The following is a 25721-nucleotide window of genomic DNA, read 5'->3' as shown; positions in this document are numbered from 1 at the left end:
CCGTTTCCTGAATGCTTTGCCACCTGCATGGAGACGTAAAACGATGTCCAACGATGCGAAAAAATCCTCAAGAATTCCTCGGTCCTGGCCCTGATCGCGGCAGTTGGTGTGGTGTTCGCCGCAATGCCGACCGACCCTATTTCCACCTTCGGAATCCTCGGCGGCTACAACGACTTCAACCTCGAAGGTGAGGACAGGCCAATCCCGGCGATTGGCTACCCGATCTTCCCCCGAATTGGCTATTTGTCCAACGCCGCCGGCTCACTACTCTAGACAGCAATCCCCACTGCTCTGGAGTACCACCATGCAAACTCGCACCGACTTCTACACTGCCTCCCCGGACGCCATGAAAGCCATGCTTGCCCTGGAGGCTGCCGTCGGCAAACTGTCCATCGAACTGCCGCTGCTGGAGCTGATACGCCTGCGCGTCTCGCAGATCAACGGCTGCGCCTTCTGCCTCGACATGCACACCGCCGACGCCCGCAAGGGTGGCGAAACCGAGCGCCGCCTGTACACCGTGTCGGCCTGGCGTGAAACGCCGTTCTTCACCCCCCGTGAACGCGCCGCGCTGGCCTGGGCCGAAAGCCTGACCCTGATCAGCCAGACTCGCGCGCCGGATGAAGACTTCAACGAGCTGGCCGCCCACTTTAGCCCGCAAGAGCAAGTCGACCTGAGCGTGGCGATTGCCACCATCAACAGCTGGAATCGCCTGGCGGTGGGCTTTCGCAAGATGCCTAAATAACACCGCAGAACCTGTGGCGAGGGAGCTTGCTACCGTTGGGCTGCGCAGCAGACCCATGGATTTTCCCCACAAGATGCCGGGATTGCGTCGATTTGGACCGCAGATTAACCTCCCTCGGTTGCTGACTCTCAGCAACTGGGCGTCGCGGCCCGCTAACTTGATGCATCATTGCCACCGCTTTGCGCCGGACACGTTGGTGTTCGGCGTTTCGTGTTATGGCAGCTGTGCGTGGGATACCTTCGGGTATGCCGAGTTCCAAGTTCTCGGTCCGCGAACCTGCGTACAGCTGCCACCTTCCATCGCGTCGCTCAAGCAGCTTTAGAAGTTGACCGTCGCACTCAAGCGCGCCGTCAACGGCGCGCCCTGGAACAGGTAATCATCCCCCAGGTATTCGCCGGTATCGCGCCAGTAACGCTTGTCGAACAGGTTGTCGACGCTCAGGCGAAACACCGTCTCATAGCCATCAAGCTTGGTGGTGTAGCGGCTGCCGACATTGACGATGGCGTAGTCGCCCACCTCCACATCGCCCGTGCGGTTGGCGTACTTGCTGGCGCTGTATTGCACACCGCCGAGCAATGCCAGGCCGTCGACCCAGGGCAGGGCGTAATCGGCATACACACTCGCCCTAAGTTTCGGCACGTTGATCGCCTGATGGCCTTCGTATTCCGGCGTGCCGCTGCCTGTCACACGTGCACGAATCGCTGCGACGCTGGCGGCGATCTGCAAGCGCTGGGTGGCCCAGCCGTTGGCGGATAATTCCAGGCCGGTGTTTTTCTGTTCGCCTTGTTGCACGTAGGTGTAGTCGCCGGCGTCATCCGGCTTGGCGTATTGGTAGGCCTGGCGAGTCTGGAAGATCGCGGCGGCGAAGCTGATGCGGCGCCAGTCGTATTTCACGCCGGCTTCGATCTGGCGGGAGACTGTTGGGGCGAGGGTTTCATCGTTGTTCAGCGCAAACCACGGCGCCTGTCCGCCCAGCGACAGGCCCTTGCTGTAGCTGGTATAGAGCGACAGGTTCTCAATCGGTTTGTAGATCAGCGCAGCCTGGGGCAGAAACACATACTGCTGGGTGTGGCGCGACTCGTTGCCTTGATCATCGAAGGCCTTTTCGTCCAGACGCACTTCGCGGCCGCCCACGATGGTCTGCCATTGCTCGTTGAAGCTGATGCGGTCGGTGACGAACAGACCGTATTGGCGGCTGTCGAGGCTGCGGTGGCTGTCGTTCAACGGCTTGTCGGTGGGGGTGAAATTTTGCGGGTCCTGGTCGATGTTGCCCGTGCCAATCCACTCGTTCACGGCCTCCCGCTTATCGATCACCCGGCGAAACGCGCTGGTGCCAAACGTCAATTCGTGACCCAGTCCGCCGGTGTTGAACAACCCGGTCATCGCCGCTTGAATCTCATCATCGCGCCGGGTGTCGTCGGGGCTGCGGAAATCGTAGATGCCGTAGTCGCCTTCCGGGCTGAAGTAGTTTTCGTTGCCGGCAGTGTCGCCACCCCACGCAAACGAACTGTAATCATCAATCACCACCTTGCTGCGCGCCGCGCTCACGCTGCCTTTCCACTGATCGCTGAAGCGATACTCAAACTTGCCATTGAGGTTCAGCGAATCTATCCCCACCTGGTTCGCGCCGCTCTGATGCCCCAACAGCTTTTTCGGTGAGGCGTTGTGCGGCAACTCGGTCCCGCCCAGCAACTGGTAACCCGGCACCGAGCGCTGCTGCTTGTTCTGATACTCCGCATCCAACTGCAGAACCGCGTCGGGGCTGATGTTCCAGTCGAACGCCAGGGACAGGAAATCCCGGTGGCCATTGGCATGTTCGACATAGGAATTGAGGTCTTCATGGGCCACGTTGGCGCGCAGGCCGAACTGCTGTTCGCTGCCAAACCAGCCGCCCACGTCGGTAGCCAGGTAGCCGCTGCCGCGATCATCGGTGGACACCGTTACCGAACGCACATCCTCCGGGCGCTTGGTCACGTAATTGATCACGCCGCTGGGCTCGGAAATCCCGCTTTGCATACCCGACAAACCCTTGAGCAACTCCACACGCTGCTTGTTCTCCAGGGCGACGTTCTGCTCGCCGGTGATGGTGCGGCCATTGATCTTGTAGCTGCTGGCTGCGTTCAGCGAGAAGCCGCGCACCACGAAGTTTTCGTAGTAGCCGATCGGCGCATAGCTGTCGCCCACCGAGGCGTCATTGCGCAGCACTTCGCTGAGCAAACGCGCCTGTTGATCCTTGATCAGCGACTCGTTGAACACCGCAATCGAGGCTGGCGTATCGAGCAGCGGCGCCTCATTGAAGCCGCCCACCGAGGCCGTGTCGGTGTTATAGCCGGACTCATCCTGGCCCTGAACCTTCACCTCCGGCAGCTCAATGTCAGCCGCCTGGCTGCTACCAATGCCTGCGCTAAGCAGCAAGCCGAGGGCGAAACGTGAAGGAACAACGGGGCGAAGACGCAAAACCATGGGGGAAGGCCTGAGAGCGCAGAGCGGAGGGCGCATAAGCTAGGCATAACGGCGGCGTTTTACAAGTTTCCGAGAATGATTCGCTTTGAGACGCCCCGTCTCAGCCCGCACACCAATCCGCCTGCTGCTCGACAGCGGTGCCTGGCAACTGCGATAGACAAGGCTTCTCTCACCGTTGAAGGAGATCGTCATGAGTATCGCTGGAAAAGTTGCACTGGTGACCGGCGCCGGGCAAGGCATCGGCCGGGCCATTGCCCTGCGCCTGGCGCGAGACGGCGCCGACATAGCGTTGGTGGACATCAACAGCGCCAAGATCGAAGCGGTGGCGGCCGAAGTGGTAGCGCTGGGGCGCAAGGCCTCGGTGTTTGTCGCTGATGTCTCGCGGCTGGAGCAAGTGGTCGCGGCGGTCGAACATGCCCACCAGACCCTGGGCGGCTTCGACATCATCATCAACAACGCCGGCGTCGCGCAGATCGACGCGCTGCTGGACGTGACCCCGGAACAGGTCGACCGCACGCTGCGTATCAACGTGCAGGGTACGCTTTGGGGCATCCAGGCCGCGGGCAAGAAATTCAAGGCCCTGAAGCAGAAGGGCAAGATCATCAATGCCTGTTCGATTGCCGGCCATGAAGGCTTTGCGTTGCTTGGCGTGTACTCGGCCACTAAGTTTGCCGTGCGGGCGCTGACCCAGGCGGCGGCCAGGGAATTGGCCAGTGACGGGATTACCGTGAACGCCTATTGCCCGGGTGTGGTGGGCACGGACATGTGGGTCGAGATCGACAAACGCATGGCCGAGATTACCGGTGCCGAGGTCGGTGCGACGTACAAGAAGTACGTGGACGGGATCGCACTGGGCCGGGCGGAAACGCCGGAGGACGTGTCGGGGTTGGTGTCGTACCTGGCGGGACCGGATTCGGATTACATGACCGGGCAATCGCCGTTGATTGATGGCGGGATTCTGTACCGCTGAGGCGGCTGAATCACTCGGTCAAAATGTGGGGCTTGCTCGCGAAGGCGGTGTATCAGTCACATATTAGGTGCCTGACACTCCGCATTCGCGAGCAAGCCCGCTCCCACATTTTTTACGGTGTTGTGTCAGTGCTTTCCGGGCATGTCGATCCCCAACTGGTTAACCCGCCGATACAACGTCGCCCTGGAAATCCCCAACGCCTGCGCCGCCGCCAACGGCTTCCACCGGTGCCGAATCAACGCATCCAGCACCAGCTGCCGTTCCGGACTCACGCTTTCCTGCTCTTCCACCGCAACCGCCTCACCACGAACCTCCACCGGCAAATCCGCCAGTTGAATCGTCCCGCCGTCACACACCGCACACGCATACGCCAATACATGCCGTAGCTGCCGCACATTGCCCGGCCAGGCGTAACCCAGCAGCAACTCCAGTGGCGCCGCCGCAATCCCAACGGCAATACCGCTCTGCCGCGCCTCCTGCTCCAGCAACCGGTTGATCAACGCCAGCTTGTCCGTCCGCTCCCGCAACGGCGGCACGCAGAACCGCGCACAGCCCAATCGAAAATACAGATCTTCACGAAAGCTCCCGGCACTCACCAGCGCCGCCAGGTCCCGGTGGCTGGCGCAGATCACCTGGATATCCACCGCTCGGGTTTTTGCCCCGCCCAGCGGCGCCACTTCACCTTCGGCCATCACCCGCAGCAGTCGCGTCTGCAACGCCAGTGGCATGTCGCCGATCTCGTCGAGAAACAGCGTGCCGCCATCGGCCTGCAACAGCAGCCCGGTCATGCCCTTGCTGGAGGCACCGGTAAACGCTCCGGCCACGTAGCCGAACAGTTCGCTCTCGATCAGGTTCTCCGGGATCGCCGCGCAGTTCACCGCCACGAATGGGCCATCGCGACGGGCACTGCGTTCATGCAGTTGACGGGCGAAAACTTCTTTGCCTGCGCCGGTTTCGCCTTGTACCAACACCGGCAGGTTGCGGTCCTTGACCCTTACGGCCAGGCGTAAATGCTCTTCCACACGCGGGTCGATCTGATTAATCAAAGAAGCCACTGCACGCGCTGCTTTACGCCGAGGCGCGCTGACCCGTACCTGCAACGCCCCCGGCTCGCCGAGCCATTGCAGCTGTTGTGTCGATTGATCGGTCACACCGCGCAACGCGTCCAAATCAAACACTTCACCGATATGCTCCGGCAACTGCCCGAAGCGCAATCTCAGCGCCTGCCGCGCCTTGCTGTTCAACGCTTGCAGCCGCCCATCCTGATCCCACGCCAGCAGCATGTCGGGCTGGCTGTCGACGTAACCCGGCGTGCTGTGGGCCTGTAACACCCAATGCTGCTGGGCACTGTGCATGAAAAACGCGTTCTCGATGGCCCGCGCGCTTTGCGCCACCATTTGCCGTACCAGGTGCTGGCTGCGCCGGTCATCCGGGGACTTGAGGGCGGAAGCGTCCATGACCCCGAGCAGGTTGCCCTGGGGATCGAAGATCGGTGCAGCGGAGCAGGTCAGGCCAATAAACGCCGCACGGAAGTGATCACGCTTATGCACGGTCACCGCCGCCTTGCTGGTCAGCACCGTGGCCACGCCGCAGGTGCCTTCCTCAGCTTCCGACCAACAGGTGCCGAGGTACAGGCCGGCCTTGCGGCAGTCGTTACGAATGCCGGCGTCCACGCGGTGGTCGATGGTCTGGCCCTGGGCGTCGGTGAGCATCACGCAATAATCGGCGTGGCGCACCCGGCTATGAATCTGCCCGACTTCTTCGCTGGCGATGCGCATGAACAGTTCGGCGCGTTCGCGGCATTCCTTGAGCAGGGTGCTGGTGAGGATGCGCGGCCCTTGCAGGGAACCGGGGTCGAGGTGGTGCTGCTCCATGGAGCGGCGCCAGGAATCAAAAATCAGCGACGGCACCGGCGCCTGGGGCAGGCGGTCGGCATTGCGTACCACGCGGCTGACACAGTCGACATGGTCCTTGGAGTTCACGGCGAGCATTGAAGCCTCCGGTTCTCGATCTTTGTTGTTATGCCCGCCATTAAGCGCCTATGGGGCGGGAGGAACAAGGGCGGCCTGACCAACTGCCCGAGGTGAGACGCAGCGTCTCATCCCGCCTGAGACGCTAGGGGTAACGTGCAACGGCGCGTCTCATTGAACGGATCACAGTGGCATACCCGTGCCCCCAGGCAGCTGCTCTGGATCAAGGCTTTCCCAGGTTTTCCAACAGTTTGGCACAGGCCGTGCTGAGTGCCTTGCAGCTGGCCTGATCCAGCCTTTTGTGTGTCGAGACAACCTGGAGAACAACAAGATGTCCACTCACCTGTCCACTGATCAATTGCTCCATGCCTACACCGTGATGCGCACCATCCGTGATTTCGAAGAACGCCTGCACGTGGAATTCGCCACCGGCGAGATCCCGGGATTCGTGCATTTGTATGCCGGCCAGGAAGCCAGCGCCGCCGGCGTCATGGCCCACCTCAACGATGAAGATTGCATTGCCTCCAACCACCGTGGCCACGGCCATTGCATCGCCAAGGGCGTGGATGTGTTCGGCATGATGGCCGAGATCTACGGCAAAAAAACGGGCGTCTGTGGCGGCAAGGGCGGCTCCATGCACATCGCTGACCAGGAGAAGGGCATGCTCGGTGCCAACGGCATTGTCGGTGCGGGTGCTCCGCTGGCAGCCGGTGCGGCCCTGGCGGCCAAGCTCAAGGGCAGCCAGGGCGTGGCCGTCGCGTTTTTTGGCGACGGCGGCTCCAACGAGGGCGCGGTGTTTGAAGCGATGAACCTGGCGTCGATCATGAACCTGCCGTGCCTGTTCGTTGCCGAGAACAACGGTTATGCCGAAGCCACCGGGTCTGGCTGGTCGGTGGCCTGCAAGGATATTGCCGAGCGCGCCGTGGGCTTTGGCATGCCGGGCGTGATCGTCGACGGTAACGACTTTTTTGCCGTGCACGCAGCCCTCGGCGTCGCGGTGGAACGTGCCCGCAGCGGGAAAGGGCCGACGCTGGTGGAAGTCAAACTCAGCCGTTTCTACGGCCACTTCGAAGGCGATGCGCAAACCTATCGCGGCCCGGATGAAGTGAAAAACCTGCGTGAAACCGGCGACTGCCTGAGCCTGTTTCGTCAGCGTTGCACCGCTGAAGGCTGGCTGGACGCCGCCCAATTCGAACGCATCGACACCGAAGTCGCGCAACTGATCGAAGACGCCGTGCGCCTGGCCAAGTCCGATCCAAAACCCCAAGCCGCCGACCTGCTCAGCGACGTCTACGTCGCCTATCGCTAACCGCCACCCACTACAAAAACAATCCGTGGAGAAGTCATCATGGCTAGAAAAATCAGCTATCAGCAGGCAATCAACGAAGCCCTGGCCCAGGAAATGCGCCGCGACCAGAGCGTGTTCATCATTGGCCAGGACGTGTCCGGCGGCACCGGTTCGCCGGGTGAGCAGGACGCATGGGGCGGCGTGCTCGGCGTCACCAAGGGCCTGTATCCAGAGTTTCCCGACCGCGTGCTGGATGCGCCACTTTCCGAGGTCGGCTATGTGGGCATGGCAGTCGGCGCCGCCACCCGTGGCATGCGCCCGGTGTGCGAGTTGATGTTCGTCGACTTTATCGGCTGCTGCCTCGACCAGTTGCTCAACCAGGCGGCGAAGTTTCGCTATATGTTCGGCGGCAAGACCACCACGCCGCTGGTGGTGCGCGCCATGTACGGCGCCGGCCTGCGTGCGGCGGCCCAGCATTCACAGATGCTCACCTCGATGTGGACGCATATTCCCGGGCTCAAGGTCGTGTGCCCGGCCACGCCTTATGACGCCAAGGGCATGCTGATCCAGGCGATCCGCGATAACGACCCGGTGATTTTCCTCGAACACAAAATGCTCTACAGCCTCCAGGGCGAAGTGCCGGAAGAGCTGTACACCGTGCCCTTCGGCGAAGCCAACTTCGTGCGTGAAGGCAACGACGTGACCCTGGTGACCTACGGGCGCATGGTGCATATCGCCATGGAAGCGGCGGCCAACCTGGCGCGCCAAGGCATCGACTGCGAAGTGCTGGACCTGCGCACCACCAGCCCGCTGGACGAAGACAGCATCCTCGAAAGCGTGGAGAAAACCGGGCGCCTGGTGGTGATCGACGAGTCCAATCCGCGTTGCTCCATCGCCACAGATATCAGTGCTTTGGTGGCGCAACGGGCGTTCAGCTTCCTGCGCGCGCCGATTGAAATGGTCACCGCGCCGCACACGCCGGTGCCGTTCTCCGATGCGCTGGAAGACCTGTACATCCCCAACGCGGCGAAGATCGAAGCCGCCGTGCTGAAGATCGCCGACAAGAGGAACGCCGCATGATCCACACACTGACCATGCCCAAGTGGGGGCTGTCGATGACCGAGGGCCGGGTGGATGTCTGGCTCAAGCAGCCGGGCGACACGGTTGAGAAGGGCGAGGAAGTGCTGGATGTCGAGACCGACAAAATTTCCAGCAGCGTCGAGGCGCCGTTCAGCGGGGTGCTGCGACGTGTGTTGGCCCAGAGCGATGAGACGTTGCCGGTGGGTGCATTGCTGGCCATCGTGGTGGAGGGTGAGGCCAGCGATGCCGAGATTGATGCGGTGATCGAGGCGTTTCAGGCTGGGTTCGTTTCCAGTGCTGCCGAGGCTGAAGCCAGCGGCCCTTGCGCGCAAAAGGTTGAAGTGGGTGGGCGCCTGTTGCGCTATCTGGACTTGGGGGAGGGCGGCACACCGCTGGTGCTGGTCCATGGTTTTGGTGGTGACCTGAATAACTGGCTATTCAATCACCCGGCGCTTGCGGCTCAGCGGCGGGTAATTGCCCTGGATCTGCCGGGGCATGGTGAGTCGGGCAAGTACCTGCAAACCGGTGAGCTTGAGGAGTTGAGCCAGGCGGTATTGGCACTGCTGGATCATCTGAAGATTGACCGTGTACACCTGGCCGGGCATTCCATGGGTGGGCTGGTCTCACTGAACATCGCCCGCGTGGCACCGCCGCGTGTGGCCTCCTTGACCTTGATCGCCAGTGCCGGGTTGGGGGCGCAAATCAACGGTGATTACCTGCAAGGATTTATCGAGGCGAGCAATCGCAATGCACTCAAGCCGCAACTGGTTCAACTGTTCAGCGACCCGGCGCTGGTGACCCGCCAGATGCTGGAGGACATGCTCAAGTTCAAGCGGCTGGAGGGTGTGGATCAAGCGTTGCGGCAGATCACCGGGGCGTTGTTCAGCGATGGTCAGCAGCGGGTGGATTTGCGCAATGTGGTGGGGCAGCAGCCGAGCCTGGTGATCTGGGGCAGTGACGATGCAATCATCCCGGCGACCCATGCCCAGGGGTTGGAGGCTCAAGTGGAGATACTGCCGGGGCAGGGGCATATGGTGCAGTTGGAGGCCGCGGAGCGGGTGAATCAGTTGGTGCTGGCCTTTCTCAAAACCCAAGCTTAGTGGAGATCAAAATGTGGGAGCGGGCTTGCTCGCGAAGGCGGTGTATCAGTGCCAGATTTGTTGGCTGACCCACCGCATTCGCGAGCAAGCCCGCTCCCACACAAGCCCGCTCCCACACTTACCTGTGGCGCTTCAGGGTCTCGCTCGGCAACTCCTGAAACAACGCCCGATAACTGTTAGAAAACCGCCCCAAATGCCAGAACGACCAGTTCATCGCCACCTCGGCCACGGTGGTTTCCATTGAGGGCGGGTTCAACAACTCCCGCCGCGCACTGTTCAACCGGCGCAACCTCAACCACTGCGCCGGGCTAATCCCGGTATACGTCTTGAACCCATGCTGCAACTGGCGCAACGGCACCCCGGCAATGCGCGCCAGTTCCAGCAAGTTGATGGTTTCATCCGGCACATCCGCGGCCCATTCGCCGATGCGCGCCATGATGATTCGTTCCTCGGTACGCCGCTGCAATGAACCCTGGTCCAGGCACACGCAGGCGTTGTCGAGAATGAACAGGCAATCGTCCAGCAGTTGCTGAGTCAGCGTGTCGCGACTCGGCGGGTCAAACGTGGCCGACAGTCGCGTCAGCGTGCCGCTGAGCCAGCGACTGAACAACGCGTTTTGCAGGGAGTTGAGCGGGGCCATGAACAACCCCTCCAGCTTCGCCACATCCAACCCATGGCGCTGCACGAACTGCGGCCCGAACACCACCGCCACTTCGCGGTAGTTTTCCGGGGTGATCCAGGTGTTGCGGCTTTCGCCATTGAGCACATACAGCGCGTTGTCGCTGCCATCAAAACAGAACGCCAGCGAGCCCGGTGGCGCGTTGAAATGCTGCTCCACGCGGGTGTTCATCTGCTCTTCATACACCTCGACGCCTTGCAGGTCGAGGTAGCGAATCTGCCCGGCAAAATGCCCCGGGGACATCTGCTGGTACTGCTGCACCCAACCGGGTGTCGCACTGCATTGAGCGGCCACATCACCGGTGGTGAAGGCCTGTACGCGCAAAGCTGTTGCCTGTGTCATGGGTAACCTGGGCGCACTCTATTGGTGCGTTGTGGTTGGTGCAAAGTGGATAGATGCCGTTGGACGGCTGGCCCAAGATAGACCTCAATGCGCGGCGAGGGAAGCCCGCCGGCGCATCATCCAACCCATGACGAGGTCCTTATGAACGCCCCCTTCGATCAGCTGTCCGCCTGGCTGAAAGAACACAAGATTACCGAAGTCGAATGCGTGATCAGTGACTTGACTGGCATCGCACGCGGCAAGATTTCGCCCACCAACAAGTTCCTGCAAGAGCGAGGCATGCGCCTGCCGGAAAGTGTGTTGCTGCAAACGGTAACCGGGGACTTTGTCGACGACGACATCTACTACGACCTGCTGGACCCGGCCGACATCGACATGATCTGCCGCCCGGTGTCCAACGCCACCTACGTCATACCGTGGGCCATCGAACCTACCGCGATCGTGATCCACGACACCTTCGACAAGCAGGGCAACCCCATTGAGTTGTCGCCGCGCAACGTGTTGAAAAAGGTCCTGCAGCTCTACACCGACCAAGGCTGGCAGCCGATCGTCGCGCCGGAAATGGAGTTCTACCTGACCCAGCGCTGCGAAGACCCGGACCTGCCGCTGAAGACCCCGCTGGGCCGTTCCGGCCGCGCTGAAAGTGGCCGTCAATCGTTCTCTATTGACGCCGCCAACGAATTCGATCCACTGTTCGAAGACGTCTACGACTGGTGCGAAGCCCAGGGCCTGGACCTCGACACGCTGATCCATGAAGACGGCCCGGCGCAGATGGAAATCAACTTCCGCCACGGCGATGCCCTGGACCTGGCCGACCAAATCACCGTGTTCAAACGCACGTTGCGCGAGGCCGCGCTCAAGCACAACGTGGCTGCCACCTTCATGGCCAAACCCGTGGCCGACGAGCCCGGCAGCGCCATGCACCTGCACCAGAGCGTGGTAGAGATCGCCACCGGCAAGCAGGTGTTTGTCGATGAGCACGGCAACAAGAGCCAACTGTTCCTGAACCACATTGGCGGCCTGCAGAAGTACATCCCCAAGCTGCTACCGATGTTTGCGCCCAACGTGAACTCCTTCCGCCGCTTCCTGCCGGACACCTCGGCACCGGTCAACGTGGAGTGGGGCGAAGAAAACCGCACCGTCGGCCTGCGCGTACCGAGCTCCAGCCCCGACGCCATGCGCGTCGAAAACCGCCTGCCGGGCGCCGACGCCAACCCGTACCTGGCCATCGCCGCGAGCCTGCTGTGCGGCTACCTCGGCATGATCGAGAAGGTCGAACCCAGCGCCCCGGTGGAAGGCCGCGCCTACGAGCGCCGCAACCTGCGCCTGCCGATCACCATCGAAGACGCCCTGGCGCGCATGGAAGAGTGCGACACCGTCAAACAGTACCTGGGGGACAAGTTTGTGCGCGGCTACGTCGCCGTAAAGCGCGCCGAACACGAGAATTTCAAGCGGGTGATCAGCTCCTGGGAACGTGAGTTCCTGCTGCTGAGCGTCTGAGAAACCACATTAATAAACCAAAGGGGTGTCGATATGCGTCTGGTGAAAAAGCTTCTCCCGCTGGCCTTGGCGGCGTTGTTCAGCAGTGCGGGCCACGCCGCGCAGACGGTCAGCGTGTACAACTGGACCGACTACATCGGCGAGACCACCTTGGCCGATTTCCAGGCCAAAACCGGGATCAAGGTCATCTATGACGTGTTCGACTCCAACGAAACCCTGGAAGGCAAACTGCTCGCCGGCCGCACCGGCTACGACGTGGTAGTGCCGTCCAACCACTTCCTGGCACGTCAGGTAAAAGCCGGCGCGTTCCTCAAACTGGACCGCTCGCAGCTGCCCAACTACAAGAACCTCGACCCCAAGTTGCTCAAGCTGCTGGAGAAAAACGACCCGGGCAACGAGCACTCGGTGCCGTACCTGTGGGGCACCAACGGCATTGGCTACAACGTGGACAAGGTCAAGCAAGTGCTGGGCATCGACCATATCGATTCGTGGGCGGTGCTGTTCGAACCGGAGAACCTGAAGAAGCTGCATGAGTGCGGCGTGGCGTTCCTCGATTCGGCGGATGAACTGTTCCCGGCGATCCTCAACTACATGGGCAAGGACCCGCGCAGCGAGAATCCCGAAGACTACAAAAAGGCCGAAGCCAAGCTGCTGACCCTGCGGCCGTACATCACCTATTTCCATTCCTCCAAGTACATCTCGGACCTGGCCAACGGTGACATCTGCGTAGCCTTCGGTTATTCCGGCGACGTATTCCAGGCGGCCAACCGCGCCAAGGAAGCCAAGAACGGCGTGAACATCGCCTACTCGATCCCCAAGGAAGGCAGCAACCTGTGGTTCGACCTGCTGGCCATCCCGGCGGACGCGGCCAACCCGAAAGAAGCCCACGCCTTTATCAACTACCTGCTGGACCCAGAGGTGATCGCCAAGGTCAGCGCCAGCGTCGGCTACGCCAACCCGAACCCGGCGGCCAAAGCCTTCATGGCGCCGGAGCTGGTGAACAACCCGGAGATCTACCCGTCCCAGGAAGTGCTCGACAAACTTTACATTTCCACCACCCCGACGCCTGCCGTCATGCGCTTGATGACACGGTCCTGGAGCAAAGTGAAGACCAACAAATGAACCGTTCCCCGTCCGACCACGCCCGTTCCTATTACCTGGCTTCGGCCAACGCCATGCCCCAGCGTCCCGCGCTGGGGGCTGACCTGACGGCCGATGTGTGTGTGATCGGCGGTGGGTTCACCGGGGTCAACACCGCCATCGAACTGGCCCAGCGCGGGCTGTCGGTGATCCTGCTGGAGGCCCGGCGTATTGGCTGGGGCGCCAGCGGGCGCAACGGTGGGCAGTTGATTCGTGGCATTGGTCATGATGTGTCGGGCTTCGCCAAGTACGTGGGCGAAGAGGGTGTGCGTTATTTGCAGCACGCCGGGATCGATTCGGTGGCGCTGGTGGGCGAGCGGATTCGCGAGCACGGGATTGACTGTGACCTGCGCTGGGGGTTTGCCGAATTGGCCAACACACCGGCACAGTTCGCGGCGTTCAAGGGCGAATTGGAAAGCCTGGCAGCGTTGGGTTATGCGCCCGAAACCCGGCTGGTGGCGCCGCAGGATATGGCGCAGGTCGTGGGCTCAGGCCTGTATGCCGGTGGTTTGGTGGACATGGGATCGGGGCATTTGCACCCGCTGAATCTGGTGCTCGGAGAGGCTGCTGTCGCCGAATCGCTCGGTGTGCGCATTTTTGAAAACAGCCCGGTGCTGGAGCTGATCCATGGCGACACGGTGCAGGTGCGGTGCGAGTCCGGCACTGTGCGCGCTGGCAGCCTGGTGTTGGCGTGTAATGCGCATCTGGAAGAACTGGAGCCGAAGTTGAGCGGCAAGGTGCTGCCGGCGGGGAGCTACATCATTGCGACTGAGCCGCTGTCGGTTGAGGTGGCCAATCAGTTGATTCCGCAAAACCTGGCGCTGTGTGATCAGAAAGTCGGGCTGGATTACTACCGGCTTTCGGCGGATCGACGGTTGTTGTTTGGTGGGGCTTGTCATTATTCAGGGCGTGATCCGGTGGATATCGCGGCGTATATGCGGCCGAAGATGCTCAAGGTTTTTCCGCAGCTAGCCAATACGGCGGTTGAGTTTCAGTGGGGCGGCAAGATCGGTATCACCGCCAATCGCTTCCCGCAGGTGGGGCGGTTGAAGCAGCACCCGAATGTGTTTTACGCCCAGGGTTATTCCGGGCATGGGCTCAACGTCACGCACTGGTGCGCGAGGCTGTTGGCTGAAGGGATTCACGCGGGGCAGAGCAAAGGTTTAGATATTTTCAGCCAGGTGCCCCACATGACCTTCCCGGGCGGCAAGGCCTTGCGCTCGCCGCTGTTGGCGTTGGGGATGTTGTGGTACAGGGTGCGGGAGATATTGGGTTAGATGATCGTTCGCTCGCGTGGGAACGATCAGCGTTATTCAATATTCCATTTCTGGGGACTCCAGGTTTCGTTCGGCTGAGACATATCCGTGAGTCGGCGGTGACGTACTGGCTGGTGTCCTGGCAGTTCATGGCGACGGTGTCGTTCTCGGCAAAGCCCGCCGGGCTGATCTGGATGCTGCCAGGCCGTGGCTGGATGGATTGCACGGAGAACGAACTGGTTGGGTCCGGCCAGAAAAACGGGATTGCGATACTGGCGGCAACGCTGGTATCAGCATCATTGCCATACGCCAATACATGACCCAGGTTGTTAATTGCCACGGCGCTATTCCGAGCGCCACCCGGTAGAGACAGCAGCAGAGGTGTAGCCGTCGCAGAAGACCAGAAGGCGGTTTGGAACCCGGTGCTGGTTGTGCCGGTGATCAGGCAGCTACCGACGAATTGGCTACTGTCGTTGATGTCTGCCGCTGCACAGTAAACGGCGGCGGCTGGTATGGGCGCCTTAGTAAGTGTAAATCCGCTGCCGTTCCATTTGGCGACGGTGGCTTCATTCGTACCTAAGGGGCCAGGGCAATTCATCAGGATGCCCGGTGTAGTGGTGCTGGTTGGCGTTTCAGTTAAATCGACACCCACACAGTTATCGCCCCAGTTCGAGACACGCTGTGGCGTGCTGCTTCCTGCTGTGTACAGCACCACGGTAGCGTCCAGGCTGGCACTGATGCTCTCTGCCAGAACGGCACCGTGCTGGTTCAGGGCTGTGGGGAATGTCTGCACATCGGCGGCACGAAACGGCAGAATGATAAGTACCCTGGCAGGCAGTGGTGCCAGCGCTGTGGGGACATTGGTTGGCGCGCTGGTACTCCAGAGGGAGGCAAAAGACAGGCCGCTGGCATTACTGCAGCCGCCCAGGATCGATCCATTGTTGGCAATCGCCGCTACACTGCAACGCTGTCCGGTGACCAGCGACGGCAGCACTTGCTGAGGACCGGCCTCGTGGATACAAACCACGGATTGCTATTGGCACTGGGGTCGGTCGATCTGCAATTGCCGACGGCCTGGCCACTGTCGTTGACCCGTGCGGTAGCGCACTGCGGCCCTGCCGTGGCCTGAACTTACGAATGTCGCGGCATTAGCCATTGCGCCATAACCGCAAAGCAATGCACCCATGCTCAACAGCAGTGGGATCATCCTGAATCTGGGTGAGTGCTGCATCGTCAGCCCGTCCCTGGAAGCTCATCTGTCGGCCCGGCGTGCCAGAGGCGGCACCGGGTTTGAGCATGAGTAAAGACCTGGGTGGAAGGGGCGCACAACTGTCCTTCTAACAGGTGCTGAACGAGTTTTGGCCAGGTGAGAAAGGACGTTATTTAGCTATAGAGGGTTCTAGCGTGAGGCTTCCCAAGCGGAATCCGCTGTCAGATGCAGGATGCCTGGTAGAGATTATTACGGCGAGCGGTTAGTGCTCGGTCGAACCACTCCACCCGCGAACAGGTTTTAACTGTAGCCGGTGTTATAGGGTTGGATTCAGATGCGGTAATTCGAATGGCCGCGCAATATGGCCGTTTGATGTCGTGAGGGTAAGCCGATATGCTGGCCAGTGCTTAGGGATTGGTGCGGCGAGTCGGCTGGTTCCTGCGAGAGTTGTTATGTCATTGATTATAAAAAATAAAAAAGTTCAGAGTGGCGGTTTAAAGCGTTTTTCGTTGGCAAACATCACCATCGTTTTTATAGGGTTTGTGTGTGTTTGTTTGGTTGGGTTGCTTTTCCTTCATTTGGTTGAAGCAAGGCGCTACGAACTAAAAGTTGCCGAGTTCGCGTCGGCTAACGTCACGCGCGCGATGGCGCAACAAGCCGAAGATACGTTTGATGAAGCCGATCTGGTGCTGGAAGCATTGATCGATTCGCTCGGCGCCAATAACTATGACGCGCAACAGCAACTGCGGCTGCATGATGTGCTGGCGCGAAGAGCGCAGGCACTGGCTCAAGTACACGGTTTCTTTTTCTTTGATGCCGGGGGGCATTCGGTCGTCAGTTCGTTTGGCGAAAAATTTCCTGAGGCAACGGTGGCTGACCGTGCCTATTTCAAATATCACCAAAACAGTGACAGCCTGGCACCGCTGATTAGCGCGGCCATCCGCAGTCGAGAAAATGGAGAGTGGGTGATCCCGTTCTCTCGCAGGGTTAACGACGCTCAGGGCCACTTTAACGGTGTGGTGCTTGCCGCAATAAAAATGCAGTACTTTGACGACTTCTTCCGGGGATTCAATATTGATGCTGATGGCGCCATGCTCATCGCATTATCCGACGGCACATTGCTGGTCAGGCGCCCCTCGGTTGAACGGTATATTGGAGTGTCGCTCGTCGATGGAGAGATATTTCATGACTACCTCCCGCACGCATCCTCAGGTAACGCCCGAATAACGTCCAAGCTGGATGGGCAAGTCCGGTTGTTCGCCTATAAACGGCTCGGTAAATACGATCTGGTGGTGGCCGGGGCTAATTCAGAGAAGTCGGCCCTGAACGAGTGGTACAACACCGCGGTGCGCACGAGTTTAATTACGGGAGGCGTCATTGCGGTTATTGGTTTGTTCGGTTGCCTGTTGCTTATTCAGGTTCGCAACGGCGTGCAAGTTGAACAGAGCTTGCGTGAGGCCAAGGGCATGCTCCAATTGCAGGCGACTCATGACAGCCTTACGGGGCTGGCTAACCGACGCCTGTTTGAGCTGTCGTTCAGTCTGGAAATCAAGCGATGTGCTCGGTATAAGCGGCCCATAAGCCTGGTCATGATCGACATCGATTTTTTTAAAACCTATAACGACCTGTATGGGCATGTGGCGGGTGATCAATGCCTGTCCATCGTGGCCGAGATCATCCGGTTGTGCAGCCAGCGTACCTCAGACCTGGCCGTCAGATATGGCGGTGAGGAGTTCTGCCTGCTGTTGCCGGAAACCGACGCGACAGGTGCTTTTGCGATTGCCGAGCGTTTGCGTCTTGGCATTATCGAGCGAGCGATTCCCCATACTGGAAATCCACTCGGGACGCTAACCATAAGCCTGGGCTGCCATACGTTTATCCCAGAGGGCAACGAGGCGAGTTCCGACATCATTGCAAAGGCTGATACGGCGTTGTACCAAGCAAAAAACGCCGGACGCAATACCACGCAGGTGTTTGCTGACATGGCGTAATACTGCGATCAGTGTGCTTTTGCTGTTGATCTACACCACTCAAGCCGGCCGGTAGGCCGCTGTGCTGTTGCTTTTGATCTTGATCTTAGGCGCCCCGTTAAACCACGCTGGCCGAACGCAGGTAGTACGGAGCGGGTAAACCGGCAGGACGCCGGTTTAGCCGCGACGGGGCAGGGACGCCCCGTCGCGGCGGCCCGCGCAGTAATACCGGAGAGAGGGCACACCGAGCCTAAGCGAGGTGCCGAGTGGTGGGGCAAGAGCGTTTTGCTTACTTTTGACTGGGCCGGCATTCCGGCTGTTCAAAAGTGAGCCGCTGTAAGAGCGGAACCAATAGCCGCCCTAACCGCAGCAACGGATATACACCCCAAACCCCCTACCGCTCAATCGACCGACTCCACCGCGCATTCCACTCCGGCCGCGCCTGGTTAACCTGGTCCCAATCAATCGAAATCGCCGTCTGCAAATAGCCGTTCATCGCCTCCACCCGCGCCCGGGTTTTGTCGGTAGTCGGCGTAGTAGGGTTCGAAGGAATCTGATCCCCCAACTCAAGTGCAGGCGCTTGCGCCTCAGCCGTCAACAAAAACTGCGCCAGCTTCTGCGCCAACTCCGGCTGGTCATTACGCGCAATCACACACTCCGCCACGTTCAACACCACCGCACCTTCCTTGGGCTGCGCATACTCCATCGGCACACCCAGCAACTGCTGCGTAGTCACCTGCGTCGGCGTCAGCGGAAAAATCGCCGCCTCATCCGTCTGCACCATCTCGGAAATCTTCGCCGAACTGGCGATGTACTCCAACACATTAGGCCCAACTGTTTTCGGCCACGCCTTGAACCCCGGCTCCACGTTGGTCTCGCTCCCCCCCTGAATCCGGTTAAACATCAAAAAACCATGCAGCCCAAACGTGGAGGAGGCCAGCGACTGAAACACCACCTTGTCCTTGAACCGCGGATCCGCCAGATCCATCCACGACGTCGGCGCAGCCCAGCCCTTTTCCTTGAACATCTTGGCGTTGTAACCCAAGCCGGTTACCCCGAGCGTCACCGCAACCGCTTCCTCCTTGATCTTGGCCTTGGCCGGAATCTGATCCAGCGTCGGGTTAGGCGTGAGCTTCTCGCACAGCCCCATCGAGATCGCGCGGTACATGATGCCGTCATCGAGGAACATCACGTGCATCTGCGGGTTGTCTTTATTGGCCTGCACCTTGGCCAGGATGTCTGACGAGGTGCCCGGCACGATCACCACCTTGACGTTGTTGGCCTTCTCGAACGCGGGCAGCACCTTGTCGGCGTAGACCCGTTCCATGGTGCCGCCGTTCATGCCCAGGTACAGCGTCGGTGCGGCGTGGGCCGCCGTGCTCAACAGGGCGAGGGACAGGCAAGACAGCGCAGTACGTTTGATCATGTGCATAAATCTTCCTCTCAGACTTGGAAACGACGGATGGAAAACGCTTCGATGGGTTGCCGGCTCACGCCCGCGCAGACGATCTCTGCCAGGGCTTCACCGACCGCAGGGCCGAGTTGGAACCCGGCTCCGGCAAAGCCGAAACCGTGGAGCAGGCCGGGTTGGGTGCTGCTGTCGCCGATCACCGGTTCGTGGTCGGGTAGATAACCTTCGGTGCCGCTCCAGGTGCGGATCGCCTGGGCACCTCTGAGGAACGGGTACAACTCGCCGGCATTGCGCAAAATCTCCAGCACCGCCGCTTGCCCCGGGCGCGCTTGTTGTGGGCCCAATGCAAAGCCACGACCGCCACCCAGGATGCAATTGCCCCGGGCAACCTGCCGCGCATAAATCCCGCCGCCTTCGACGCCGGTGCTCACGTCCATCACCACCGCCAACGGCTCGGTCACCAGCATTGCCGGGTGCGCCGAGGTCATCGGCACCGGCTCGCCAAATTGCGCGGCCACGGTACTGGCCCAGGCGCCGGCGCAGTTCAGCAGCCACGGCGCTTGCAGCTTCACGCCATTGGCACAGCGCACCTGAAACCGCTGGCCGTCATGTTCAACCTGGGTGACTTCGGTTTGCTCCATCACCCTGGCACCGTGCCGTTGCGCGGCGCGGGCAAAGGCGGGGGAGACCAGGCGCGGGTTGGCGTGGCCGTCTTGCGGGCATAACGAAGCGCCGACCGCCACATCACCCACCCACGGGAACCGCGCACGCAGTTGAGCGTGATCAAGCATTTGCAGCCCCAGGCCAAAACCACGGGTGGCGTCGGCGTAGGCCTGCAGGGCCGCCAGGTCATCGTGACTGCGGGCCAGTTTCAAATGCCCGGAGCGCACGTATTCGCCGTCGATGCCGATTAGGCCTGGCAAGTCGGACCACAGCTCATGGGAACGTTGCGACAAGGGCAACTGATGTAATGGCCGACCTTGCCGCCTTACGCCGCCATAGTTGACGCCGCTGGAGTGTGAGCCACAAAAATCCCGTTCCAGCAGCACCACGCGCCGACCTTTTTGCGCGAGCATCAAGGCCGTCGAAGCGCCGACAATCCCGCCACCCAGCACAATCACTTCGCTGTCGATCATGGCTGCACCTGCACACCAAACGGCAAGGGTTTGATCGGTGCCTGGCCACGCAGGCGGCCAACGTTTTCAATCTCGCGCCCACTGCGCTCGGCAATAATTTCCGCTGCTGCCAATCCGCACATCCGGCCCTGGCAGCGGCCCATGCCAACCCGGCAATGGGCTTTAACCCGGTTCACTTCCCAGTGGCCTTCATCCACCACTGCGCGCACCTCGCCGACACTGACTTCTTCACAGCGGCACAGGATCAATTCATCCGGGGCTCTGGCGGCCCATTTTTCAGGGAACGGGAAGGCGGTTTCCAGGCCATGGCGAAAGCGCTGGATGCCTGCCAATTGCTGCTCCAGCACGGGCCCACGACGCTGGTCGATGGCGATGCCGGTGTCTTCCAGCAACGCCAACGCCGCTCGTTCTCCTGCCATCTGCGCCGCATCGGCGCCCATGATTCCGGCGCCATCGCCCGCCAGGTAAACGCCCGCGACACTGCTACGCCCGGCCGCATCACGCTCGGGCAACCAGGCGCGGTTCAATTCACTCCAGGCAAACTCGCACCTGAGCAAATCCGCCAGTTGGGTCTCGCTGCGCAGCGCATGGGCGAAGGCTACGGCATCACAGGCGATCTCCTGCTTATCCCAGTGAATGCCCGTGACCCGCTGCTCGCCGTCGATGTGCGACAGCGTTGCGCCCTGATGCACCGGGATGCCATGGGCCGTGAGCCAGGCGCGGTAATACAACCCCTTGGCCAGGGTCGCCGGCTGGCCAAGCAGCGCCGGCAACGCCCGGCATTGGGCGCTGAACGGCGCACTGTCGAGTACCGCCACCACTTTGGCCCCGGCCTTGACGTACTGATACGCCACCAGGTACAGCAACGGCCCGCTGCCGCAAAACGCCACGCGCTCACCGATGGCGCAGCCTTGATATTTGAGCGCGATTTGCGCAGCGCCCAGGCTGTACACGCCGGGCAAGGTCCAGCCCGGCACCGGCAGGATCCGGTCGGTAGCGCCGGTGGCGACGATGATCTGCGAGTACTCGATGCTTTCGGCGCGGCCGTTGTTAAGCATGTCCAGGCGACCATTTTCCGCGTTCCACACCAGGGTTTCCGGCCGGTAATCGATCTGCGTGGCCAGCTCATCCATGGTGCGATGCAGTGCCGTCGCCTTGCCCGCTTCAAAGCCATACAACTGCTTGGGCGAGCGCTGGAAATTCGCCGGCTGGCGCCGATAAATCTGCCCGCCACCGCGCTGGCTTTCGTCCACCAATACCGGGGTTACGCCATGATCGAGCAAAGTCTTTGCTGCGGTAATGCCCGCCGGGCCTGCGCCCACTATCACCACTGTATTCATGCCTGGCGCCCCGGATCACGGCGAATCGCCTGGCCGTCCTCCAACAAGGTCGAACAGGCACGTACCCGCCGACCATCTTCCAGGCGCACCCAGCAATCCTGGCAGGCGCCCATCAGGCAGAAACCGGCACGCCGTTCGGCGCTGAAATCACTGCCCCGCAGGTGTTCGGCGCAAGTCAGTACGGCGGTCAGCAAGGTGTCCCCAAGCAAGCCCGTGGCGGGCTGCCCGTCGAGGGTGAACGCCAGGGTTGGCCGCTCGGTCTCGGTCAGTCGTTTGAACAGAGCCATCAATGTTTCCCTACCAACACACGGTCCAGGCCGTAGACCCGGTCCAGCAAAATCATCGCCGCCGCCGTCAACCCAATCACCAGCGCCGACACGGCCGCCATCATCGGGTCGATGGATTCGGTGGCGTACACGTACATGCGCACCGGCAAGGTTTGGGTGGCCGGCGAGCTGACAAAGATCGACAAGGTGACTTCGTCGAAACTGTTGATGAACGCCAGCAACCAGCCGCCGGCCACACCGGGCAAAATCATCGGCAAGGTGATCTGGCGAAACAGGGTGAAGCGGCTGGCACCCAGGGATTCGGCGGCCTGCTCGGCGCTGCGATCAATGCCGATGGCGGCGGCCAATACCAGGCGCAAAACGTAGGGCGTGATGATCACCACGTGGGCCAGCATCAACCAGGTGAAGCTGCCGTTGACGCCCATCATTGCGAACAGCCGCAGCATCGCCACCCCCAGCACCAAGTGCGGGATGATGATCGGCGAAAGGAACAGCGCACTGAAGAAGTTGCGGCCGGGGAACTGGTAGCGACTGATCGCCAGCGCCGCCGGTACCGCAATCAATGTCGCCAAGGTGGCGGCAACGAACGCCAGGATCAGGCTGTTGTAGAACGCCTGGATAAAGTCCGCGCGCTCGAACACTGCATGAAACCAACGCAGGGAAAAGCCCGACGTCGGTAGGCTCAAGGTGTTTTCCGGGGTGAAGGCCACCAGGCACACCACCACCAGCGGCGCCATCATGAACAGCACCACCAGGCCGTGAAAGCCCAGGGCCAAAGGACCGTTTCTGGACATCGTCTTATACTCCCAGGGACTTTTTGTAGCGGCCTTCGACCATGCGGTTCCAGCTCAGCATGATCAGCAGATTGACCAACAGCAGCACCACCGCGATGGTCGCGCCCATGGGCCAGTTGAGTTCCGAGAGGTATTGGTCGTACACCACCGTGGCGACCATTTTCAGCCGGCGCCCGCCCAACAGGCCGGGGATCGCGAACGAGCTGGCGGCCAGGCCGAACACGATCAAGGTGCCCGACAACACGCCGGGCATCACTTGGGGCAACACGATCTGGCGCATCACTGTGGCCTGGCTGGCACCGAGGGACAGCGCCGCCTGTTCCGCCGACGGGTCGAGCTTTTGCAGGGAGGTCCACACCGGGATGATCATGAACGGCAGCATCACGTGCACCAGCGCGATGATCACTGCAAACGAGGTGTACAGCAGCTTCACGGGCTTGCCGCCAAGGGCCTGGATCACCTGGTTCACCAGGCCATCGGCGCCCAGTAACAGGCTCCAGCCAAACGCCCGCACCACCACCGAAATCAGCAACGGGGTGAGGATCAGGATCAGGAAGATCGAGCGCCACGGCGTGCCCATGCGGCTGAGGATGTAAGCCTCGGGCACCCCGATCACCACGCACAGCAAGGTCACCAGGGCGCTGATCCAGAAGGTGCGCCAGAAGATTTCGTAGAAGTACGAGTCGCTGAACAGCGACAGGTAATGGGCGAAGGTCCACTCATCAGCCTTCACGCCCACCTGGTAATCGAACACGTTGAACGACAGCACCAGCGTCAGCCCCAGGGGCAGAATCAACAGCCCGAAAAACAACACCAGCGCCGGCAACGACAGCAGGTAGCCACGGCTCATGCGTGCACCTCATCGGCGGCGAGTACCCGCAGCAGGCTCGACTCCCACTCCAGGCCCACTGCCGCGCCACAGCCCAGCGGCGCGCTGCCGTCGTTGCGGCGAACCACGGTCAGCTCGCCGATGTCGGTCTTGATGCGGTACAGCCATTGGCTGCCGAAGAAGTAGCTGTCGAGAATCTTGCCTTGCAGACGCCCTGAGCCTGCGGCCACCAGGTCGATCTTTTCCGGGCGCAGGCTCAGGGTCAGTTCGCCGTCGCCTGGCTCGAAACGCACTTGGGGCGCGCCGAGTTGATCGAAGTCGCCCGTCAGCAGGTTGGCCTTGCCGACAAAGTCGGAGATAAAGCGCGTGCGCGGGTGTTCATAGAGTTTGTAGGGGGCGTCGATCTGCGTGACGCGCCCGGCTTGCATCACCACGACGCGGTCGCTGATGGACAGCGCTTCGGCTTGGTCGTGGGTGACCATCAAGGTGGTGATCCCGACTTCGCACTGGATGCGGCGGATTTCGAATTGCATCTCTTCGCGCAAATTGGCGTCGAGGTTTGACAGTGGCTCGTCCAGCAGCAACACCGGCGGCTCGATCACCAGGGCGCGGGCCAGGGCCACGCGCTGGCGCTGGCCGCCGGAGAGTTCCCGTGGGTAGCGCTCGGCGTGGGGCGCCAGGCGCACCAGCTCCAGTACGGTTTTGACTCGGCTGGCGATCTCGCCGGCGGGCACCTTGCGCATCTTCAGGCCGAAGGCGACGTTGTCACGCACCGTCATGTGCGGGAACAGGGCATAGCTCTGGAACACCACGCCCAGGCCGCGGCTGGCGGGTTTGGCGTGGGTGATGTCGCGGCCATCGAGGAGGATCTGCCCACCGGTGACGTCGACGAAGCCGGCGATCATTTGCAAGGTGGTGGTCTTGCCGCAGCCCGAGGGGCCGAGCAGGGAAACGAATTCGCCTTTTTCCACCGCAAGATCAGTGGCGACCACCGCGTCGACGGCGCCGTAGCGTTTGCTCAAGGCGTTGAGTTGGAGAAAAGCCATGTCTGCGTTCCACCTTTTTGAGTCGCGTCGAAACGCGCTTTTTTGTTTTGGGCAGATGCGAAAAGGGTAGTGCGGGTGCGTTGGCGCTCGTTCTGAGTCGGCTGCCGTTAGTTGTTCATTTCGCCCCTGTGGACGCAGATTAGGGCGAAGACTAGGATGGCGGAAGATGGAATTTCACTGAATAGAGTACTTTTTTCAGTTTCATTCACTAATCAGAATTTAGTGTGAGATATCGGCGTATGAATTCCACTGAGCGGAATGAAAGTGTCAAAGAAGTCGGCGCCGGTGGCGTCTCACGGCTGTTCGCGCTGCTGCGTATCCTGGGCGCGGCGCCGGACGGTGGTGAGCGGGTGACGCAACTGGCGCAGCAGGTGGGGTTGTCGCAACCGACCACACACCGGTTGCTGCGCAGCCTGATAGACGAGGGCATGGTGGAGCAGGATGCGCGCAGCAAGCGTTATCGCCTGAGCCTGGAGTTCTTTGCGCTGGCGGCGAATGCTGGCAACACCGGCAACCTGCGGGACCTGGTGCGGCCGAGCATGTTGCGGCTCAGTGCGTCGTTGGGGGATTCATTGTTCCTGCTGGCCCGCAGCGGGTTTGATGCAATCTGCCTGGACCGCAGTGAAGGGCCGTACCCGATCCGTACGTTTACCGGTGATATCGGCGGGCGTGTGGCGTTGGGAGTGGGGCAGGGCAGCCTGGCGATCCTGGCGTTCTTGCCGGAGGAAGAGCGCGAGACGGTGATCCGCTACAACTTGCCCCGGCTCAAGGATTTTCACCTGTACGACGAAGTGTTTTTGCGTTCGGAGGTGGAGAGTGTGCGGCGGCTGGGGTATGCGGCGCGCAATACCGGGGTGCTGGAAGGCATGGCCGGGTTGGCGGTGCCGATCCTGGACCGCAATGGGCATGCGGTGGCGGCATTGAGTGTGGCGACCATCAGTGACCGGCTGGGGCCGGGGCGGTTGCCGACGGTGGTGGAATTGCTGAAGCGTGAGGCGGCGGCGATCGGGCCGAAGATCAATCCGTTTGATCCGACGTTGCGCCGGCCTTCTCAGATCTTTGGTGGGTAGGCAAAACCAGCAACGACGTAGATCAAGTGTGGGAGCGGGCTTGCTCGCGAATGCGGTGTATCAGTAACAAATTCGGTGGCTGACACACCGCATTCGCG

The 25721-nt window shown here is 61.1% G+C and carries 22 protein-coding genes; 12 read left to right on the top strand and 10 right to left on the bottom strand.

Translation table 11 applies throughout. The annotated features are described in order from the left end of the window. Positions 1-123 precede the first annotated feature (123 nt). Positions 124-273: a hypothetical protein gene (locus CEC48_RS31585; protein WP_176438727.1), complete on the top strand. Its 150-nt coding sequence runs from the start codon at positions 124-126 to the stop codon at positions 271-273. Between the two features lie 31 nt (positions 274-304). Then, positions 305-742 (top strand): carboxymuconolactone decarboxylase family protein, encoded by a 438-nt coding sequence (locus CEC48_RS16855; protein ID WP_088424770.1) that lies wholly within the window; start codon positions 305-307, stop codon positions 740-742. Between the two features lie 318 nt (positions 743-1060). On the opposite strand, the gene CEC48_RS16850 is transcribed toward CEC48_RS16855, so the two are convergent. Beyond that, entirely contained in the window at positions 1061-3205 is a 2145-nt protein-coding gene (locus CEC48_RS16850; protein ID WP_088424769.1) for a TonB-dependent siderophore receptor, read from the bottom strand. Positions 3206-3395: 190 nt separating this feature from the next. On the opposite strand from CEC48_RS16850, the gene CEC48_RS16845 reads away from it, so the two are divergent. Then, the gene (locus tag CEC48_RS16845; protein ID WP_088424768.1) at positions 3396-4175 is read left to right on the top strand and encodes an acetoin reductase; all 780 of its coding nucleotides are present in this window, start codon (positions 3396-3398) and stop codon (positions 4173-4175) included. 125 nt (positions 4176-4300) lie between these two features. On the opposite strand, the gene CEC48_RS16840 is transcribed toward CEC48_RS16845, so the two are convergent. Next, positions 4301-6166, bottom strand: a complete 1866-nt coding sequence (locus CEC48_RS16840) for a sigma-54-dependent Fis family transcriptional regulator (RefSeq protein WP_088424767.1) — start codon at positions 6164-6166, stop codon at positions 4301-4303. A 310-nt stretch (positions 6167-6476) separates the two neighbouring features. Between CEC48_RS16840 and CEC48_RS16835 the strand changes: the two genes are divergently transcribed. From CEC48_RS16835 to CEC48_RS16825, 3 genes are read left to right on the top strand one after another with little or no spacing between them, the layout of a single operon-like run. Further along, positions 6477-7454, top strand: a complete 978-nt coding sequence (locus CEC48_RS16835) for a thiamine pyrophosphate-dependent dehydrogenase E1 component subunit alpha (RefSeq protein ID WP_088424766.1) — start codon at positions 6477-6479, stop codon at positions 7452-7454. A 39-nt stretch (positions 7455-7493) separates the two neighbouring features. Further along, entirely contained in the window at positions 7494-8513 is a 1020-nt protein-coding gene (locus CEC48_RS16830) for an alpha-ketoacid dehydrogenase subunit beta (RefSeq protein ID WP_088424765.1), read from the top strand. Beyond that, positions 8510-9613, top strand: coding sequence for an acetoin dehydrogenase dihydrolipoyllysine-residue acetyltransferase subunit (locus CEC48_RS16825; protein WP_088424764.1), 1104 nt, complete (start codon positions 8510-8512; stop codon positions 9611-9613). The genes CEC48_RS16830 and CEC48_RS16825 overlap by 4 nt, the downstream gene beginning before the upstream one ends. Before the next feature lie 118 nt (positions 9614-9731). Here the strand turns inward: CEC48_RS16825 and CEC48_RS16820 are convergent, their stop codons facing one another. Next, the gene (locus CEC48_RS16820; protein ID WP_088424763.1) at positions 9732-10634 is read right to left on the bottom strand and encodes a helix-turn-helix domain-containing protein; all 903 of its coding nucleotides are present in this window, start codon (positions 10632-10634) and stop codon (positions 9732-9734) included. A 141-nt stretch (positions 10635-10775) separates the two neighbouring features. On the opposite strand from CEC48_RS16820, the gene CEC48_RS16815 reads away from it, so the two are divergent. The 5 genes from CEC48_RS16815 (at position 10776) to CEC48_RS16795 (ending at position 17731) form a co-directional block, all read left to right on the top strand. Next, positions 10776-12134: a glutamine synthetase family protein gene (locus CEC48_RS16815; RefSeq protein ID WP_088424762.1), complete on the top strand. Its 1359-nt coding sequence runs from the start codon at positions 10776-10778 to the stop codon at positions 12132-12134. A gap of 33 nt (positions 12135-12167) precedes the next feature. Further along, positions 12168-13256, top strand: a complete 1089-nt coding sequence (locus tag CEC48_RS16810) for a polyamine ABC transporter substrate-binding protein (RefSeq protein WP_088424761.1) — start codon at positions 12168-12170, stop codon at positions 13254-13256. Further along, positions 13253-14551 (top strand): FAD-binding oxidoreductase, encoded by a 1299-nt coding sequence (locus tag CEC48_RS16805; RefSeq protein WP_088424760.1) that lies wholly within the window; start codon positions 13253-13255, stop codon positions 14549-14551. Before CEC48_RS16810 ends, CEC48_RS16805 begins: the two co-directional genes overlap by 4 nt. 98 nt (positions 14552-14649) lie before the next feature. Continuing rightward, positions 14650-14850, top strand: coding sequence for a hypothetical protein (locus CEC48_RS16800; RefSeq protein WP_088424759.1), 201 nt, complete (start codon positions 14650-14652; stop codon positions 14848-14850). Positions 14851-16192: 1342 nt separating this feature from the next. Further along, positions 16193-17731, top strand: a complete 1539-nt coding sequence (locus CEC48_RS16795; protein WP_088424758.1) for a diguanylate cyclase — start codon at positions 16193-16195, stop codon at positions 17729-17731. Positions 17732-18104: 373 nt separating this feature from the next. Here CEC48_RS16795 and CEC48_RS16790 read toward each other — a convergent pair whose 3' ends face one another. The 7 genes from CEC48_RS16790 to CEC48_RS16760 are packed head-to-tail and all read right to left on the bottom strand — an operon-like array spanning position 18105 to position 24553. Beyond that, positions 18105-19136: an ABC transporter substrate-binding protein gene (locus CEC48_RS16790; RefSeq protein ID WP_088424815.1), complete on the bottom strand. Its 1032-nt coding sequence runs from the start codon at positions 19134-19136 to the stop codon at positions 18105-18107. Between the two features lie 17 nt (positions 19137-19153). Continuing rightward, positions 19154-20257 carry an FAD-binding oxidoreductase gene (locus CEC48_RS16785; RefSeq protein ID WP_088424757.1) on the bottom strand — a complete coding sequence of 368 codons (1104 nt, stop codon included), beginning with the start codon at positions 20255-20257 and terminating at the stop codon, positions 19154-19156. Further along, on the bottom strand, positions 20254-21597 hold the full coding sequence (locus CEC48_RS16780; protein ID WP_088424756.1) for an NAD(P)/FAD-dependent oxidoreductase: 1344 nt from the start codon (positions 21595-21597) through the stop codon (positions 20254-20256). The genes CEC48_RS16785 and CEC48_RS16780 overlap by 4 nt, the downstream gene beginning before the upstream one ends. Then, complete coding sequence (locus CEC48_RS16775; RefSeq protein ID WP_088424755.1) at positions 21594-21884, bottom strand: (2Fe-2S)-binding protein; 291 nt, start codon at positions 21882-21884, stop codon at positions 21594-21596. Before CEC48_RS16775 ends, CEC48_RS16780 begins: the two co-directional genes overlap by 4 nt. Continuing rightward, on the bottom strand, positions 21884-22678 hold the full coding sequence (locus tag CEC48_RS16770) for an ABC transporter permease (RefSeq protein ID WP_088424754.1): 795 nt from the start codon (positions 22676-22678) through the stop codon (positions 21884-21886). Before CEC48_RS16770 ends, CEC48_RS16775 begins: the two co-directional genes overlap by 1 nt. Before the next feature lie 4 nt (positions 22679-22682). Further along, positions 22683-23528 carry an ABC transporter permease gene (locus CEC48_RS16765; protein ID WP_088424753.1) on the bottom strand — a complete coding sequence of 282 codons (846 nt, stop codon included), beginning with the start codon at positions 23526-23528 and terminating at the stop codon, positions 22683-22685. Continuing rightward, positions 23525-24553 (bottom strand): ABC transporter ATP-binding protein, encoded by a 1029-nt coding sequence (locus CEC48_RS16760; RefSeq protein WP_088424752.1) that lies wholly within the window; start codon positions 24551-24553, stop codon positions 23525-23527. Before CEC48_RS16760 ends, CEC48_RS16765 begins: the two co-directional genes overlap by 4 nt. 239 nt (positions 24554-24792) lie before the next feature. Here CEC48_RS16760 and CEC48_RS16755 point away from each other — a divergent pair, with 239 nt between their 5' ends. Continuing rightward, complete coding sequence (locus tag CEC48_RS16755; RefSeq protein WP_088424751.1) at positions 24793-25623, top strand: IclR family transcriptional regulator; 831 nt, start codon at positions 24793-24795, stop codon at positions 25621-25623. Positions 25624-25721 lie beyond the last annotated feature (98 nt).

Origin of the sequence: Pseudomonas sp. K2I15, from assembly GCF_002204795.1 — a bacterium.
Classification (GTDB): Bacteria; Pseudomonadota; Gammaproteobacteria; order Pseudomonadales; family Pseudomonadaceae; genus Aquipseudomonas.
Note: the sequence above shows the minus strand (reverse complement) of the source record. Positions and strands in the feature narration are given on the sequence as shown.